Below are 15,890 nucleotides of genomic sequence, written 5' to 3'. Positions count from 1 at the left end.
CACACCCTGATTACGCACCTCGCCCGTCCTAGGTGGCCGGCCGAGTAGACCCACTCGTGCACAGCACGAGGAGACCCATCAGGAGGTGTGCAGCAATGGGTGAACGGGGAGGCTCGTACCGTCGTCGGATGGTCGGTCAGCGGCGCGACAAGCGGACCGTCATCAAACACACCGACGAAGAGTGGGCCCGGGTCGCGGCCATGGCGGAAGTCCAGGGCGTCAGCGTCGCCAGGCTGTACGAGCGTGCGCTGTGGGCCGGAGACGCTGTCGCCGCGGCGAAGATGTCGCAGATCTACGCCGAGCTGGTGATGGCTCAGCGTCTGCTGATCGGCGTCGCGACGAACGTCAATCAGATGGCGACGGTCGCGAACTCGACCGGGGAGCTGCCCGCGGCCGCGCAATTGGAGGCTGCATTGGCACTCGCGCAGCGGCAGGTCGACCGTATCGACGAGCTGCTGCACGACCTGCCGGGCGGAGATCTGTTCCGGAGCGTGAAAGCGTGACCGGTGAACCGTCGACCATGGTCGCGCATGTCGCCGAGGGCGGTCGGGACATGCCCGGCTTGATGAAGTATCTCTACGGGCCCGGCAAGGCGAACGAACATCGCGACCAGCACATGGTGGCCGGCTCCCCCGGGCTCGCTCTCGCATGGCCGGGAGCCCTCGCCGCCGACGAGGCACGCGAGCTCGGGCATTTCGTCGAGTCGTCCTGGCGCGCTGCGTACATGGAACAGATGGCCGAGGCCGGGTTGCCGGTGCGCGGCATCTCGCGCACCGCACGCGGCAGCGAGCCGGGCGTCGTCGACGTCTTCGGCAACGACGTGTTCGGTCCCGAGCACGTCTACCACCTGATCGTTTCGCTCCCGCCCGACAACGCCTGGACCGACGAGCAGTGGGCTGCCGTCGCTCAGGAATTCATGAGCGGAATGGGGTTCAGCGACGGGCCCGATGACGACCAGGGCTGCCGGTGGGTGGCGATGCGCCACGGCTTGTCGGTGAACGGGAACGAGCACATGCACATCGCGGTGAACCTCGTCCGCCAGGACGGGCGCTGGGCCGAGCTCCCCCACCGCACGGACCGCAACGGCAACCGCCACCGAAACGACTTCGCACTGGTTCAGCGTGTGCGCCGTGAGATCGAAGAGCGTCACGACTTCGTGATCCCGCTGCACGACCGCGGCCGTTCCGGCCGGTCGCTTCCCGCGTACACGATGGCCGAGCACCAGCAGTCTCGGCAACGGGCCGAGCTGACCGGAAAAGAGGTCCCCGACCGCGTCCTCGTTCGGCAGCTTGTGCGCGCCGCGGCCGCCATGTCGACGACCGAGGTCGAGTTCATCAACGCTGTCCTCGACGGCGCGGTCGGTGTCGAGCTCGACGTCGCTCGATGGGCTCCCGGCGGGCACGACACGGTGACCGGGTACAAGGTCCGTATCGGCGACGGCCCGTGGCTCTCGCCCACTCATTTCGACCCGGAGATGACCCTGGGCAAACTGCGTGCCCAATGGGAGCCGAACGAGACCCCGCAGACGCGTGCGGAAGCACTGGCGCTGTGGCGAGGCGACGCCGCACCTGCGGAGGCGACGCCGGTCGCGGCGGGCGACGTCGAGGAACAGGTGCGTGCTGCCGTCGCGGAGCTGGACGCCTGGAACGGCGACCTCGAACGGCTGTCCTCCGATGCCCCGCAGTGGCGTCGTCACGAGCGGGACGCAGCCGGTCTTCTGTCCGTCTTCTCTCGCATCGACGGCCCGACCGGCGAATCGTTCGCGGTCGCCGCCGATGCGCTCATCCGGCACACCGTCGACGACGCGCCGACGTCTACGACGATGCCGCAGCCTCGCGGGCAGGACGGTGCACCCGCGCAACGATTCGGACCCACCCGTGCCGAGCTCGCGGCGCGTCACGCCGCAACCGCGCTGCGCGCGAGCTCGCCGGACCACCACCGCGGCTGGCTCGCCGTCCTCGCCCAAGTGCAGCGCACCGTGACCGCCGTGCACGCCGCGAGCGCGGCACGACAGGAGCTGGCGGCTGCGCGTGCGTTGCACACCAACGCGGTTGCCGTCCTCGAACACGTAACGACCGGCCTGCAGCACGCGGTGCCGGAGCGTGCTGCGTTCGCGCCTGAGGCTGCTGGTGCGGCGGCGATGGCGCGCGTCGCGACGGGACGCGTCAAGGCCGCACCCGACACGACCGCCGCCGGAGTGTCGCCGACTCGACCTGCCGGTGCGGAGAAGCCGGCACCGGATGAACGACGCGGCCGGACTCGCTGACCCCTGCGCTTCGGCAGACGATGGGGCGGTCGAGATGTTCCAGTGGTCCGGACGGGCGCGGAAGGGGTCCTGCATAGCGAAGCCCCGGCTCGCATGTTTGCTGAGCCGGGGCTTTGAACTGTGTGGGAGTTCGGACGTCAGGTGGTTTGGGTGCGGGTCCGGGTGGTTTGCGCGGCGGGCGGCTGTGTGTGCGGCGTCGCCTGTGTCGCGTGCTGGGTGTTGGCCGATGCCAGCATGTCGCGGGTCGAGCGCGGGTAGCCGTACGCGGAGACCTGGCGGACCCGGGTCGCCTCGTCGTCGAGCGATGCCGCCATGCTTTCGCCGCGGTCGTAGCCGTTCGCGGCGGTCGTGGTGGTTTCCGGGTGTGCGGCGTCGGTCCGCAGCAGCATCTCGCGGAGCTGGGCGAGGGTGTTGTCCACCGTTTCGGCGACGGCGGGGTCGTCCATCGGTTCCACCCCCTCGTAGCGAGTACCGTCCTCGTCGCTGACGACGGACTCGTCGCCGTGGGCGTCGAGTGCGGACATCACCACGTCACGCAGTTCGTCGCTGGCGATGGCCTGCACGTCGCCGCCGGCTTCGGCGACGAGGTGGACGAGTTTCACGTCCGGCATCCTCGGTTCGTTCATCCAGTGCGCCTGGCCGTATGCCTCGTTCTCGCGGGCGGCGGCCTCGGCAAGGATGGTTTGTGCGCGGTCTGCACGCTGGGCGTTGGCGGTGGCAGAGCTCCCGTCGATCCCGAGATAGGCCTGCTTGCGCAGGACGTCCGCCGCGGCGTCGGGGTCGATCCGCCGGGGGACGTATTCGTCGTAGAGCCGGGCGCTGTCGGCGCCGGTGACGTTCTGCGCGGACTCGCTCATCGTCGAGGTCCTTTCCTGTGCTGAGCGATGGTTGTTCCTGGGCAGATCGGGCGTTGTCACCGCCGTTGGGAGCGGATGTGGGTGGCTCGGCCGGACCCGGGCGTTTGCGGGCGAGGTTTCGCCTGTGTCGCCTTCCGGTTGTCGGTCTCGGCCAGCATGTCGCGGGTCGAGCGCGGGTAGCCGTACGCGGAGACGGTGCGGGCCTGGCGGGCGTCGTCGTCGATCGTCTCGGGCACGGACTCGGCCCGGTCGTAGTTCGCGGAAGCCGGCCGTGCTTCGGTGCGGTCGGGTCCGCTGTCGCGGTCGCCGGGCTGGACCGCGGTGGCGCGCTCGTCGTCGATGATTGACTGCGCTTGATCGAGCTCGCCCTCGGTGGCCCGCATCTCGCTGAGGACCTGCTCGACCGCTTCCTGGCCGGCGTCGTATTGCAGCTGGGCGACCTCGTCGACGGAGTAGCTCAGCAGCTGGTCGCGTTGATCTTCGGGGGCGTGTTCGCGGACGCGGTGTTCGGTGAACCCGATCTCCGCGGCAGCGTCGTCGTCTCCGGCGATGAGCCGGGGACGCAGCTCTGCGATGGCGTTGTCGATGACGAGGAATGCCCCGGAACGGGCGTTGTCGAGATCGGCCAGCCGCGCGCGAAGATCGTCGCGCTTGTCCTCCCACATCTTGGCGGGGTCGAGGCCGTCGGGCAGCGGGATGTCGCGGACGTCGACTCCTCGTTCGGCCAGCAGCCAGAAGTCTTTTTCCGCGGCCGTCCGGCCCGCGGCGTCGGCGTCGAGCATCTCCCAGATCCGCCCGCGTTCGGCGAGTTGGTCGGCCTGCCGGTCGGTCAACGCGGTGCCCAGCGGGGCGACGCCGGCGACCTGTCCGTCGCCGGCGGCGGTCACCGCGACGGCGTCGAAAGGGCCCTCGACGCGGGCGAGCCGGGCACTGTCCGGAGCTTCGTAGAGGCCCAGGAGGTGGTCGCCCTTGGTGTAAGCCGGGGTGCTGCCCGTGTTGAGGTATTTCGGCGCCCTCTCGTCGCCGGAGAGGTCGCGTCCGATGAACCCGACGATGTCGCCGTCCTGATCGCGGATGCCCACCATGGCGCGGTCACGGAAGAAGTCGATCACCTGGCCGCGCGTGGACTGCCGTCCCAGGCCCGCAGCCACGATCTCGGTGTCGGTGGCGCCGTGGCTGCGCAGGTGGCCGGTGAGGTTGGACCATCCGGTCGGGGCGTAGCCGAAGCGCCAGCGGTCGTCGGCCACGACGTCGGCGCCGAGCCTGCCGGCCAGGTAGGCATACCCCGGGGAGTCGGGCGTCATCGACGTGGCGAAGTAGTCGGCGGCCAGTGTGTTCAGCTCGATGGTCCGCTCCCGGCTGATCGCCGGCGTCTCGTTCGGTGCAGGGGCGGTCCGCCGCGGTGGTGCCGTCTGCGGGGCGGCGACCGGTTCCAGGCCGGCGGCCGTCCGTGCTTCGGCGGAGTCGTAGGCCGTCCAGTACCGGAGGGCCTTGTCCTGCCACGCCATCTCCTGCCACGCCTTGCCAGCGGCCATCGACGAGGTGTCGGCGGGCAGTTCGGCCCGGAAACTCTGCTCGGCCAGTGCCCACGCGGTCGCCCGACGGGCCCGCTCCTGCGGGGTCGACGCCTTCGACGGGGCCATTCCCCGTTCTTCCTTGGGCGCGACCGACGGTCGGGCGCTCGGTGCGGCCGGGGCCTGGCTGCCCGTTGCGGAGGTGGGAGCCGCGGGCTTCGTGCGTTCCGGTGTCGGGTCCTTGGCTGCTGTGCTGGCGGTGCCGCGGTTGTCGAGTTCTCGGCGGATTTGCCGCGCTGCGAACTTTGCGGGGTCGGTGCCGATGGTGCCGGGGTGCGTCACGCCAGGCGGGTACCGGTTTCCTGCGCTGGTGTCGACGGTGTCGCCTGGTGCGGAGTTTGGCTGCATCAGCCGCTCTGTGCCACTGGAGATCACTGCTTCCCGCATGATCTCGAGCGGCTCGTAGCCTTTTTCGGCTGCCTCTTGCAGTCTGTCGCCGAGCTGGTCAACCGAGCGCGTCTGGCTTGCGATGATCCATTCCGCGTCGTGCGGCCAGAGGTTTTCGATTGCGTCGATCGCCAGTTGCCGCGGGTCAGCGGCTGCCGCGGGCGCCGTGCGTTCGGGCTGCGGGGTCTTGGCTGAGTCCTCGGACGCGCTGGTCAGCGGGGCGGCGGGCCCGAGCGTGCCGTTCTCGGGGATCTGGACCTGCCGGGCTTCCTGGGCGTCGTAGACGGTCCAGTACCGGTCGTAGCGGTCCTTGCTCGGCAGGGCCTTCCACGCTGTCTCGTCCATTCCCGCCTGCGCCAGCCGCCATGCTTGCGCGCGGTGGGCGCGCTCCGCGTCGCTGCCGGCTTTCGTCGGGGCCACGCCGCGGTCGGGATTGTCGGGGCCGGCGGGGAGCACGACGTCTCGGTACCGGATTTCGACCGGGGCGCCGGTGGCGGTGCTGGCCGAGATGTCGTGCGCGATCGCGGTTTCCTCGGACAGCGCGGTCGCGACCGCGTCCTGGTCGCGTGCTGCGTCTGCGGCTGCGGCCGCGGTGTCTTGCAGGGCATCGGCGAGGTAGGTGGCCGGGTCGATGCCGAACCGGTCGCGAAAGTGCCGTTCGAGCAGGTCGGCGTTGTCCAATGCGGTTGCGGCGTTGTCGGGCTCCAGGATGGCGGTGACCCGGGCCGACTCCCAGGTGCGCACCAGGTCGGCGACCGCCGCGTCGTCCAGGGCGTTCGGATCCAGCGGTCGGTCCGGACGCCCGGCCGGCGTCAAGGACGTGCCGATCGCGAGGTCTGCTCGGTTCGGGTCCAGGCCCGCCGCGCGCATCTGGGCGCGGTGGTGGTCCAGCTCGGCGTCGGCCCGGTCGGTCGCGGTGGTTTCCCAGTGGCGGTGCAGGGCAGCGGCCCGGGCATGCTCGTCGACGGCGCCGCCCGCGACTCGCCATCGGTCGGGCGCGAACTCGGCTCCGCGGCCGGTGTGCTCGGCCCATGCCTCCCAGCGTGACAGCGTGGGGAGGCGTCCGTACTCGGCCCAGTGCTGCCAGTCGGCCCACACCTGCTGCTGTGCCGCGCCGTTCGGGCGAGCGTCGAGCCGACCGCGCAGGTTGCTGTGCCGTCGGTAGTAGAACGGGGCGTGGGCCTCGGCGAGGTCGACGGCCTCGGGCATGGTGATGCGTCCGGCGGGGACTCGTCCCGGCGCGGACGGGTTCTCGACGCTGCGCAGGATGGTGGCCGGGTCCGCGCCGTGGGCGGTTTCGATCCGTCGGCCGAGATCGTCGCGGGCGGCCAGGGCGCGCGGGTCCTGGTCGGCCCACGCGGCTGCCGCGGCCCACGCGCGGGACGCGGCGACGCGGTCGCCGCGTTCGACGACGCCGGGCCGGGTCCAGGGCAGGAACCTGTCCCGGGCCCCGTCGCGCTGTGCCGTCCAGACCGCCCGGTTCTTCGCCTCCTGCTGCCGCTGCAGCTCCCGGGCGTGGGAGGCGGTCTCGCGGGCTGCTTCGCGTTCCCGCTGCGCCAGTTCGCGGTTCTTGTCGGCGCGAGTGCGGGCGGTCCGCTCGGTGATCTGCGCGACCGTGGTGACTGCCGTGCGCAGCGCCTGGTCCAGCTCGCGTGCGAGTTCGAGTTCCTCGTGCATGGTCATGCCACGCCTCCCTGCTGGTGGGACTGGGGCTGCACGACGGACTCGGGGTCGACGTCGAACAAGCCCGCAGGCGGTTCGGTGTGCGCCCATACGGCCCCGGCGCGGTGGACCGGGTCGTCGTGGGTTCGGGGTGCGCAGTTGGCGAACGCGCCGTCTGCGCGGGTGAGCATCGACATGTGGTGGTCGAAGTGGTCGCGCAGCCAGGTCGAGAGGCTCGGCGCTGGCTCCAGGCGCATCGCCTCGAACGCTTCCCACAGGGCTTCCAGCCGGGTGACGGCTTCTTCGTGCAGCCACCACTGCTCGCACCACCGGGTGTCCCGGTCGTGGCGGTGACGCCAGTTGGGCAGCACGTACCGGTCGACGAACGTCGGCAGCGACGCGAACAGCGGCGCGCTCGCGGCGGGCGCGTCCTGTCCGGATTCCAGCGCGACCGCGCGGTCGTAGGCGGCCCGGGCGGCGGCGACGCGTTCCTCGGCCAGGTCTCGGGCGCGTTCGGCCTTGGCGACCTTTTCCCGGGCCGCGACCACCGCCGCGCTCTCGCGCGGAGGCACAGCGCGGGCCTGGGCGAGCCGCTCCTCCGCGGCTGCCAGCAGGTTCTCGGCCGTGTCGCGGCTCTCGTGTGCGTCCAGGAGGGCTTCCCGCGCCGCGTCCTGGGCCCGGACCGCTTTCTCGTGGCGCTCGACGGCCTCGACGATCTTCACGTCGTCCACAGCATCGCGGGCTCGCTCGGCGTCGAGTTTCGCGGCCGCGACCTCCACCGCACCGGCTCGGTCCGCGGCCGTGCGTTCCGCCGCGCGAACCGCGTTTGCGGCCGCCTGGGCTTTCGCCCGCGCCGCCTCGACTTCTTCCGCAGCACGGGCGACGGCGGCGTTTTCCTGCGGAGTCGCGGCGAGGGTGTCGGCGAGCTGGGCCTGCGCGACCCGCACCGCGCCCTCGGCATCGGCGAGGGCGCTTTGCGCTGCGCGGAGCGCGGCGTAGGCGGCTGCGGCAGGCCCGTCCGGGCGCTGCGGCGGTGCGGGCGCCGATCCGGACGGTCCTGCCGGGCCGTCCGGGCGCGGTGCGGCCGACTCCACGGAGGAGAGCCGACGGTTCGGGGTCCTACGCATGGGTCTCCTCCTCGGAATCAGCCTGGGCCAGCAGGGCCGGGTCGCCGAAGTGGGCTTCCGACGCCGCCACCAGCGGCGCCCACGGGTAGTCGGTGAAATCGCGCAGGCCCAGCAGCACGGGGCGTGCGCCGGAGGCGAACAGGACTGCGCGGCCGCGCGGCATCGCGCGCAGGTCCGCTTCGGTGAGGATGCGCTCGTCGCGGTTCTGGTGGCTGGTCGAGCGGTGGCCCCTGGTGCCCAGCGACAGCGAGCGGTCGGCGATCTGGCGATCGCCGATCAGCTTGGCCAGCTGCGAGAGCGTGGCATCGTCGTTGATGCCGCGACCGGCGACGAAGACGTTCGCGGCGCTGATCATCATGCGGAACATCCGCTCGCCCCAGGCCTCTTCGCCTTGCGGAGCGGACTGCAGGATCACGACCAGGATCAGGCCTTTCGACCCTGCGTGGCTGTAGAGGCGCGGGAGTTCGGGCCAACGGCAGATGTTCGCGGCCTCGTCGAGCTCGAACAGGACCGGCGTCGGCACGCGGCCGCCGCTGCTCTCCGCATACGTCTCTCCGGCGGCGTACACCGCGGCGGTCAGCGCGGCGGTCAGCGCCCGGGCGGAGCCTGCGCCGTCCTTGGACAGCAGCAGCAGGGTGTCGGCCTCGGAGCGGACGAAGGCGTTCGGGTCGAACTGCGGTCGCCGATCGTCGGGCCCGGTGGGCGCCATCCACGGGACGAACTGAGGAGAGCGCAGGAACCGCACGAACGAGCGTGCCGTGCCGAAGAGGCCGTCTTTCTGGTCGGGGTTGAGGTCGAGGTTCGTTTCGACGTCGGTGGCCATGGCCCGGTATCCGTGCGTGCGCAGAATGTCGGCCGGATCCGGCACCCCCGGGCGCGGCGGCGCCCCGGTGAGCCAGTCCGGGAACCTGGTCACGTACTCGCCGCCGAGAGCGGCGGCCATCACCAGGTTCGCCAGCAGCGCCCGGCCTTCGGGCTCGAAGTAAGGGTCGGCTCCGGCCATGTCGGCCGTGGTGCGGGCGGCTGCCCAGATCTCGACCAGCTGCTCCGCGCGCTCGACGCTGGTCACGAACGACATCGGGTTCCACCACCAGTTCGGCGGCCGATGCGCGATCTGCTGCGGGTCGTTGACCCACACCTGCCCCATCTCCGAGCGGGGCCCGCAGATGCGGTTGTGCATGTCCCGTTTGTTCTCGGTCGCGACGACCGGGCCGCGGTGGGACAGCACCTGCGGGATCGCGACCGAGCGGGTTTTGCCCGCACGCGTGCCCATGATCCACACCTGGGACCACTCATAGGTGCCGTACAGGTTCTGCCCGGTCAGCACCGACCGGCCCACCGGAACTCCGGCGCCCGTGTGCGCGCAGCCGAGCCGCTGCGCGTCGAGAGCGACCGCTTTCTCGGTCATCTCGCGGAAGTCGCGCGGCGAGGACATGTCCGAGGCGAGCGCGTCGGTCCACTCCCGGCCGCGCCACCACCGCCAGCCGAGGACACCCGCCGCGGCCGCGACAGCGAGCGTGATCAGGCCGACCAGCAGCAGCCACCCGGTCGCCGCCGGGTTCCACCGGCCGGTGCCGTCGCGGTCGGCGATCCAGGACACCGGGTCTCCGTGGCCGGTGCCGCCCAGCTGCGCGGACAGCCACACCGCGGCCGCGCACCACAGCAGGGCGAGCATGCTCAGGAATACGACCAGCGCCTCGCCGCCGGTAATCCCGGCCGCTGGTCGGCGCTTGTTCGGACGCTGGGTGGGCATGGTCTACACCGCCTCGTCGAGCAGTTCGTCGTAGCTGCCGCCGCCGCGGTTCATCGACGCGATCGCGTCGTGCCACGTACGGTTGGTGTCGTTGAGCGCGATCTCGGCGTCGACCAGCTGCACGCGGAAGGGCAACCCGAGGTCCTGGCCGGTTTTGAGCAGGAACTTGCCGCGGCCCGGCGGGGCGTCGGCCTTTCCGGTCTTCGGGTTGACCGTGCCGCGCGCCGACCAGCCGGTGACCATGGCCTGCTCGCGGGCGGACATGGCGAACACCTCGGCCAGGTTGCCCATTTCCTTGTGGTCCAGCCCGCCCATGAACACCATTTCCGAGCGGGACACGAAGCCCCAGGCCTTTTCCGTCGCGTCCGCGGTCGGCAGCTTGAGGTCGGCCATCGTGTGGGTGATCAGGATCTGCGCCAGCCCGAGCGTGCGGTTGAGCCGGGTGAGGTCGTCGATGCGGTCGACCATGAACTCGGCCGCGCGCAGGGAGCGCCACAGCTCGTCGTAGTCGAGGACGTAGACCCGACGCGGCTGCAGGCCGGCGTCGGACAGGTGCTTGGAGGCGGTGACGGCGGCCGAGCCGTAGGACCAGCAGACGAGCTGCAGACCGGCCTGGACGGTGCGGTCGGCGGCGTCGACGGCCTGCAAGTCGAAGCAGAACGGTCGGCCCATTTCCATGGGTTCGGTCGTGTGGTGGGCGAAGATCCCGCCGAACAGGCCCTCGTCGGAGCACAGGGCCAGCAGCGCGTCGACCAGCCGCTCGGTCCGCTCGGCGTAGCGGGTCTCGTCGCCGCGGTCCTGGGCGATCAGCTGCAGCTCCTTCGGCCGCTCTCGCACGACGTCGAGGACGTCCTGCACGACGGGGATGTCGGTGTGGTGGCGGTCCTGCCAGTACCGGATTGCCGCGACGAGAATGTTCTGCTCGTGTGCGGCCAGCCGCGCCCCGATCGCCAGCTCGCACAGGCCGATCATCACGTTCGCCCGGCGGCCTTCCATGTCCGCGCGCGCTTCGGCGCGGGGGTGGCGAAGCCGGCCGTCGCGGCCGGTCATCGTCTCGGGCAGCTCCATCAGCCGCTGCCACAGCGGCCCCAGGTCCAGGGGGTTGACGTAGGCCGCGCCCCGGCCGGGAGAGACGACCTTGCCGTCCATCTCCCGGACCAGGTCGACGTACTCGCCCTTGAAGTCGGACAGGACCAGCGGGATCACGCCCTTGTCCGGAAGCTGGATCAGCATGTGCCGCACCAGCGTCGACTTCCCGACCCCCGGGCGGCCGAGCACGAAGCACGAGGGGTTGTTGATGAGGCCGGCGGCGAACCAGGCAACGAGGTCCGCGCACAGGATGCCGCGGCCGCCCAGGTGCGGGCCCAGCGCCGAGCCGATCATCGGCAGGGTCGATCCTGCCGAGAACGGATACAAGCCGGTGACCTGGACCGACGGACCGCGGAACTCCGGCGGAGCGTCGACGATGGTCGTCTCGCCGCCCCCGGCGATTGCCCACCCCGTACGCGTCAGCGCCGACCGCACCAGCCGCACCCTCCGGTGCCGGAAACGGGCCAGCGCCCGATCGAAGAACCCGCTGCTCATGCTGCGCCCTCCTCGTGCTTGCCGGGCGCACGCAGCGCGATCTGCGGCACCAGGCCCAACGGCAGGGAACAGAGGAAGGAGACGTCTTGGGCGCCCTTGGGCAGCCGCAACGCGATGCGGGCCTGACCGGCCAGGCCCGTCTTGACCGCACGCGATGCCCGAGCCAGCTCGGCGGCGTCGCGGACGGTGACCGTCACCAGCATTCCCACCCGGATCAACGGGGAGCCCATCGCGACCTGACGGGTGGAGCGCTGCGCGGCCTCCAGATCGCCACTGGCCGCGGCCTTGGCATAGCGGCCTTGGGTGGCTTTCAACCGGGCGTTCTTCACGTCCCGCTCCGAGGCGGTCGCCGAGGCCTCGGGCGACTCCGGCCGGTACAGCAGCGCAACGCGTTTGCGGGCGATGTCCTTGTGCGGCGCGAGCATGTGATGCAGGGTCTGCGCGAAGAACACCCCGCGCGGCGGCTCTTTCATCTGCCAGGTGCGCGAGACCGCCGACTCGTGCGCGTAGTGCTCCCAGTGATTCCACGCCGAGATCGGTCCGGCCTGGGCCCACTCGATGCCGGTGCCTCCGCCGCCGGGGCCGTCCTCGCCCGAGCGCAGCTGCGCCTCCTCGACAAGCTCGGCCACCGACGGGTCGAAGGCGACGCGCACGTAGTCGGTGATCTCCTGCCCGGTGCACGGCCGTGCACCGGTCCCGGCTCCGGTCATGTCCAGCGATCCGGTCCAGGTCGGCAGCAGGTCCCCGATCAGGTCGGCCATTTCCTGCTCGCTGCGCGCCGGTTCGTCGGCCGCGCCCGGCGCGATCGCCGACAGCGTCACCGTCAGCCGCACCGTCGTCGCCGGCGTCCCTACGTGGTAGGAGTCCAGGATCTGATCGGTCACCCCGCGCGAAAGCCGGGGAGCGTTGTCCACCCGGCCCCGGCGCACCGCGCGCAGCAGGCGGCGCCCGGAATCCGGCACCGTTTCCACCACCACGGCGGCTCCCGCGACCTCTTCCACGGTGTTCAGCCGCCCGAGCCACGCCGCCCAGTGGGCCAGGTAGCTGTCGATCGTCGCCTTGTCCAGGCCCTCGAACCCGGAGGGGAACGCCTCGATCACCACCGTGTACAGGTCCTGTTCGGGCCACACGATCAGCCCGAACTCGCGGCCGTGCACGTCGCGGAAGGTGCGCAGCCTGGTCGTGGCGGCCAGGCCGGGCAGCCGGCATTCCCCGTCCGGCACGTGCCCGCTCAAGCCCTGCCGCAAGGCGGTGCGCCCGGTCTTCTCCGCGCGAGCGTGCATGCGGCGGCGCCACACCATCTGGTAGCGGCCGTACCCGTCCTTGGTCGGGAAGGCCGCCGGGGCCAGCACCGCCGCGCTGATCACCAGCCACACCACGGCCACCACCAGCAGCTGCAGCACAGCGACCAGCACGATCAGCACGATCGCGGAGAACACCGCGAACATCGTCGAGCCGAACCCGAGGTTGCCCAAGCCCGGCAGTTTCGGCGAGAGCAGATTGCCGTAGGTGATGTCCCGGTCTGCGGTTTCGTTAGGCGTTGTCATCGCTGGGTTCCCTCCGCGCCCTCGGCGGTGTCCGGCTCTTCGCCGGCCTTCATCTGATCGGTCAGTCGGCGGGTCGTTTCCGACCCGCCGCGAATCGCGGCGCTTCCGCCTGAGGAGCGGGAACCGGCGGCCACGGGTGCGGGCGAGGACCCGCCGCTCGGGCTGGCCTGGCCGCCTGCTGCTGCGGCGGCGTCTCCCGGTCCGCCCTGGCCGCCGCCGTTCTCCGGGGAGCCGTTTTCCCCGCCTGCGGCGGTTCCGCCGCCGCTGCGGGAGCCGGAGCCCGCGCCTGCTGGCGGCTCCGGGCTGCCGGAAGGCGGACCGGAACCGCCTCCGGAAGGCGGCTGCGCGAGGCCTGCGCCGCCCATACCGCTCCCCGTGGCGGTTCCGGTTCCCCCGGTTCCCGCAGCGCCTCCGGCGCCGCCTCCCGCTGCCCCGGCTCCGGCTGCCCCGGCTCCGGCCCCGGCCACGATCGCGGCACCGGCGGCGACCGCGCCCACCGCCGCGGCGCCGGAGAACATCGAGGAGCTGCCCGCCGCTGCGGCGGGCGCGATGAACTTGATGAACGCCGGCATGGCCAGCGCGGCGATCACCATGATCACCATGCCGTAGATGGCGTCCTGGATGGAGCCGCCCGCGGCGTCGGCCTGCGATGTCGTGTTGGTGGTCATCAGCTTGATCCCGACCGCGTAGATGATCGCCGCGACCGGCTTGTAGAGCGTGAACCCGAGAACGGTCATCGCCAGGCGCTTGAACCGTTGCCAGCCCTCTTCGCTGGCCGTCGTGGCCGCGAACACGGGCGACAGCGTCAGCAGCACGATCAGGATGGGAGCCCTGATCACCATGAACACACACTGGACCAGCGAGCCGATCAAGCAGAGGAGGAACAGGATCAGCCACAGCCCCAGCATGGTGACCGGTGCGCCGGTGCCCAGGCCGATTTTCATCAGCTTGTCCATGCCCTGCGACGGGTCCCCGTTCGAGGCCTGCTCGATGATCCACGGGCTGAACGCATCGCCCGCCGAGATCAGCAGCTGTGTGACGGCGGCCAGGCACAACGGCCCCGCCGCGACCGTGGCGACCTGGCGCACGACGCCCTTGGCCTCGTGCGCCTCGCCCGAGCGGTGCGCCGACCAGGCGATCCGGCCGATAGCGAACGCGAACGCGCACACGGCGAAGAAACCGGTGAACACCGACAGCGACCCGTGGAACCAGTCCAGGGTCGGAGACTCCGACCACCGGCCGTCGGCCGCCTGGCCCGCCACCGTCGGGGACGGCACCTTCATCCAGAACGTCGACAGCCATTTGACGAGCCCGATCACGGCCTCGCCGAACGCCCGCACCATGTAGTTGAAGGCTTTTTTCGCGCCCTCTTCGAGGTAGCAGCCGACGCTGATACCGCAGCTTTCCGCGAGAACGATCCGTGTCATGAGTTCGGCCCCCACGGGACGAACCCCGACGGCATCGTCTGGCTTGCGACGGGTTGCACCGGACCTCCGGCGCCGTCGATTTTCCAGTCGCGGTCGCGCCACACCATCGACAGCGCAAACTGCCCGTACGCCCCGTCGGTGAGCAAGAGGCTCAGCTGGCACCGGTCGGGCTGGCAGGCGCCGAAGGAGAACCCGATCGGCGTCAGCGCGCTCGGCTTCGCGTCGGAGGTCGACGCGATCGTCGCGTCACGCCCTGGTCCGGGCGTCATCCCCGCGTTCGCCACCTGAGTCGCGGTGGCCGGAGCCGCCAGCCCCTCGAGGATGACCGTGGCGGCCATCAGCGCACCGGTCGGCGAGTGCTGAAAACAGCTGTGGACCGGGCCGACGGTGCGGGTCGGCCCGTAGTCGGGACTCGTCGGGATCGAGGCCAGGTCCTCGGCCCGCCAGGCCACCTTGGGGCCGCTGGTCGGGACCTCGGCCGACCCGGAAGTCCCGGCGCACCCGGTGTCGTTCCATCCTCCGTCGCCGGTCAACGGCGGCGGACCGGCGCTGACGGCGGGCTCCTGCCCTGACGTCGAGTCGCGGCCGGAAGGCAGCAGCACCCAGACCAGCCCCGCGACCACGACCAGCACGATCGCGGCCGCGAAATACCACCACCCGGTGCGGCTGAAAAACTTGTCCGCCCTGGACCGCTCGGGTTCCTCGTTGTCGGCCATGTGGCCAGCTCCCTCCGTGTCGGATGTGCTCTAGCCCGCGCTGACGCCGAGCGCGGCGAAGATCGCGGTCGCGGCTCCGAGCAGCACCGCGCACACGAGGCAGATGACGGCTCCCGCGCCGCCCTCGAAGTGCCCGTGGCGCAGTGCGGCGAGCCCGGTTTTGCCCATGGCGGCAATGAATCCGCCGAACAGGGCCAGCCCGGTCAGGCCGCTCACCCAGGCCAGGACGGTGCTCAGCTGGCCGGTGCCCGGAGGAAGCTGGCCGGCGGCCAGGACGGCCGCGGAGAGGAAGGGATTCATCAGCTGCTCCTTGCTTGTTGTTGTTGGTGGTGGATGTGGGGGCTGGCCAGTTCGGCTTTGGCCAGCACGCTTTTGCGGATGCGCCGCATCCGGGAGGAGAGCCGGTCCGGGTGCGGCGGGCCGGGATTTAGGCGCAACTCCTCCTCCCAGTCCAGTCGCCACGTGACCGGGAAGATCCGCGACGCGGACTCGGCCGGGCGTTTCTGGGCCCCGAGGTTGGGCAGGTCCGCGACCAGCACCAACCCGAGAATCCGGATCTGGTTGAGGCCGCCGGAGGCCCACTGCTGCCCGGTGCGGCGCACGAGATCGAGCCCGTGCCCGTGAGTGCGGGCCACCAGCAGCACCGGGGCCGAAGGGGTCCACAGCCAGTCCAGGCCGACCCCGCAGTCGACGACGCCCTGGCCGAGCAGCCCCGCCACCGTCGTGGCGCCAGCGCCTCCGTGCAGGCCGACGACCTGCAGCAGCGGGACCGTCGGGATCCGCGGCGGCGCCACCCGAGGCGACACCATCCACAGCGGCAGCCGCAGTACCGGGTTCGCCGGGGCAGGCGCGCCGGTGGGCATCGGGGCGCCTTCGTACTCGAACCGCCCCCCGTCCTGCTGGGACGGGGCCTGGATCGGCGACGGGCGGACCTCCGGAGCCAGGAACGGGTTGGCGACCGGGTTTTTCTCTTTCCTTCTCATCAGCGCT

The 15,890-nt window shown here is 71.3% G+C and carries 12 protein-coding genes; 2 read left to right on the top strand and 10 right to left on the bottom strand.

Annotation, left to right across the window (positions count from 1 at the left end; translation table 11 throughout):
- The first annotated feature begins 128 nt into the window (after nucleotides 1–128).
- Together mobC and DMP23_RS47740 are read left to right on the top strand one after the other, a co-directional pair.
- Nucleotides 129–503: a plasmid mobilization relaxosome protein MobC gene (gene mobC / locus DMP23_RS47745; RefSeq protein WP_337825208.1), complete on the top strand. Its 375-nt coding sequence runs from the start codon at nucleotides 129–131 to the stop codon at nucleotides 501–503.
- Nucleotides 500–2,266 carry a relaxase/mobilization nuclease domain-containing protein gene (locus DMP23_RS47740; RefSeq protein ID WP_337825300.1) on the top strand — a complete coding sequence of 589 codons (1,767 nt, stop codon included), beginning with the start codon at nucleotides 500–502 and terminating at the stop codon, nucleotides 2,264–2,266. The genes mobC and DMP23_RS47740 overlap by 4 nt, the downstream gene beginning before the upstream one ends.
- Nucleotides 2,267–2,403: 137 nt before the next feature.
- Here the strand turns inward: DMP23_RS47740 and DMP23_RS47735 are convergent, their stop codons facing one another.
- Genes DMP23_RS47735 through DMP23_RS47690 form a run of 10 tightly spaced genes read right to left on the bottom strand, consistent with a single transcriptional unit; the run spans nucleotide 2,404 to nucleotide 15,883 of the window.
- Nucleotides 2,404–3,123: a hypothetical protein gene (locus DMP23_RS47735; protein WP_337825205.1), complete on the bottom strand. Its 720-nt coding sequence runs from the start codon at nucleotides 3,121–3,123 to the stop codon at nucleotides 2,404–2,406.
- Between the two features lie 56 nt (nucleotides 3,124–3,179).
- Complete coding sequence (locus DMP23_RS47730; protein ID WP_337825299.1) at nucleotides 3,180–6,767, bottom strand: toprim domain-containing protein; 3,588 nt, start codon at nucleotides 6,765–6,767, stop codon at nucleotides 3,180–3,182.
- A complete protein-coding gene (locus tag DMP23_RS47725; RefSeq protein ID WP_337825298.1) occupies nucleotides 6,764–7,873 on the bottom strand; it encodes a DUF4913 domain-containing protein in 1,110 nt (369 codons plus the stop codon). Before DMP23_RS47725 ends, DMP23_RS47730 begins: the two co-directional genes overlap by 4 nt.
- Nucleotides 7,866–9,626 (bottom strand): type IV secretory system conjugative DNA transfer family protein, encoded by a 1,761-nt coding sequence (locus tag DMP23_RS47720; protein WP_337825297.1) that lies wholly within the window; start codon nucleotides 9,624–9,626, stop codon nucleotides 7,866–7,868. The genes DMP23_RS47725 and DMP23_RS47720 overlap by 8 nt, the downstream gene beginning before the upstream one ends.
- Before the next feature lie 3 nt (nucleotides 9,627–9,629).
- On the bottom strand, nucleotides 9,630–11,210 hold the full coding sequence (locus DMP23_RS47715; RefSeq protein ID WP_337825296.1) for a hypothetical protein: 1,581 nt from the start codon (nucleotides 11,208–11,210) through the stop codon (nucleotides 9,630–9,632).
- A complete protein-coding gene (locus DMP23_RS47710; protein ID WP_337825295.1) occupies nucleotides 11,207–12,757 on the bottom strand; it encodes an SCO6880 family protein in 1,551 nt (516 codons plus the stop codon). Before DMP23_RS47710 ends, DMP23_RS47715 begins: the two co-directional genes overlap by 4 nt.
- Nucleotides 12,754–14,184, bottom strand: coding sequence for a hypothetical protein (locus tag DMP23_RS47705; protein ID WP_337825294.1), 1,431 nt, complete (start codon nucleotides 14,182–14,184; stop codon nucleotides 12,754–12,756). The genes DMP23_RS47710 and DMP23_RS47705 overlap by 4 nt, the downstream gene beginning before the upstream one ends.
- Entirely contained in the window at nucleotides 14,181–14,900 is a 720-nt protein-coding gene (locus tag DMP23_RS47700) for a hypothetical protein (RefSeq protein WP_337825293.1), read from the bottom strand. Before DMP23_RS47700 ends, DMP23_RS47705 begins: the two co-directional genes overlap by 4 nt.
- 30 nt (nucleotides 14,901–14,930) lie before the next feature.
- Nucleotides 14,931–15,200, bottom strand: a complete 270-nt coding sequence (locus DMP23_RS47695) for a hypothetical protein (RefSeq protein ID WP_337825292.1) — start codon at nucleotides 15,198–15,200, stop codon at nucleotides 14,931–14,933.
- Entirely contained in the window at nucleotides 15,200–15,883 is a 684-nt protein-coding gene (locus DMP23_RS47690) for a DUF6668 family protein (RefSeq protein WP_337825291.1), read from the bottom strand. The genes DMP23_RS47695 and DMP23_RS47690 overlap by 1 nt, the downstream gene beginning before the upstream one ends.
- Nucleotides 15,884–15,890: the final 7 nt, after the last annotated feature.

Origin of the sequence: Amycolatopsis sp. A1MSW2902 (genome assembly GCF_017312175.1) — a bacterium.
GTDB lineage: Bacteria > Actinomycetota > Actinomycetes > Mycobacteriales > Pseudonocardiaceae > Amycolatopsis > Amycolatopsis nivea.
The sequence above is the reverse complement of the archived record's forward strand: the minus strand, read 5'-3'. Positions and strand labels throughout refer to the sequence as shown.

What these genes read in the sequence shown, in the direction of transcription:
- mobC (WP_337825208.1), top strand. Translation starts at nt 129, where the DNA reads ATGGTCGGTCAGCGGCGCGACAAGCGGACCGTCATCAAACACACCGAC.
- DMP23_RS47735 (WP_337825205.1), bottom strand. Translation starts at nt 3,123, where the DNA reads ATGAGCGAGTCCGCGCAGAACGTCACCGGCGCCGACAGCGCCCGGCTC.
- DMP23_RS47730 (WP_337825299.1), bottom strand. Translation starts at nt 6,767, where the DNA reads ATGACCATGCACGAGGAACTCGAACTCGCACGCGAGCTGGACCAGGCG.
- DMP23_RS47725 (WP_337825298.1), bottom strand. Translation starts at nt 7,873, where the DNA reads ATGCGTAGGACCCCGAACCGTCGGCTCTCCTCCGTGGAGTCGGCCGCA.
- DMP23_RS47720 (WP_337825297.1), bottom strand. Translation starts at nt 9,626, where the DNA reads ATGCCCACCCAGCGTCCGAACAAGCGCCGACCAGCGGCCGGGATTACC.
- DMP23_RS47715 (WP_337825296.1), bottom strand. Translation starts at nt 11,210, where the DNA reads ATGAGCAGCGGGTTCTTCGATCGGGCGCTGGCCCGTTTCCGGCACCGG.
- DMP23_RS47710 (WP_337825295.1), bottom strand. Translation starts at nt 12,757, where the DNA reads ATGACAACGCCTAACGAAACCGCAGACCGGGACATCACCTACGGCAAT.
- DMP23_RS47705 (WP_337825294.1), bottom strand. Translation starts at nt 14,184, where the DNA reads ATGACACGGATCGTTCTCGCGGAAAGCTGCGGTATCAGCGTCGGCTGC.
- DMP23_RS47700 (WP_337825293.1), bottom strand. Translation starts at nt 14,900, where the DNA reads ATGGCCGACAACGAGGAACCCGAGCGGTCCAGGGCGGACAAGTTTTTC.
- DMP23_RS47695 (WP_337825292.1), bottom strand. Translation starts at nt 15,200, where the DNA reads ATGAATCCCTTCCTCTCCGCGGCCGTCCTGGCCGCCGGCCAGCTTCCT.
- DMP23_RS47690 (WP_337825291.1), bottom strand. Translation starts at nt 15,883, where the DNA reads ATGAGAAGGAAAGAGAAAAACCCGGTCGCCAACCCGTTCCTGGCTCCG.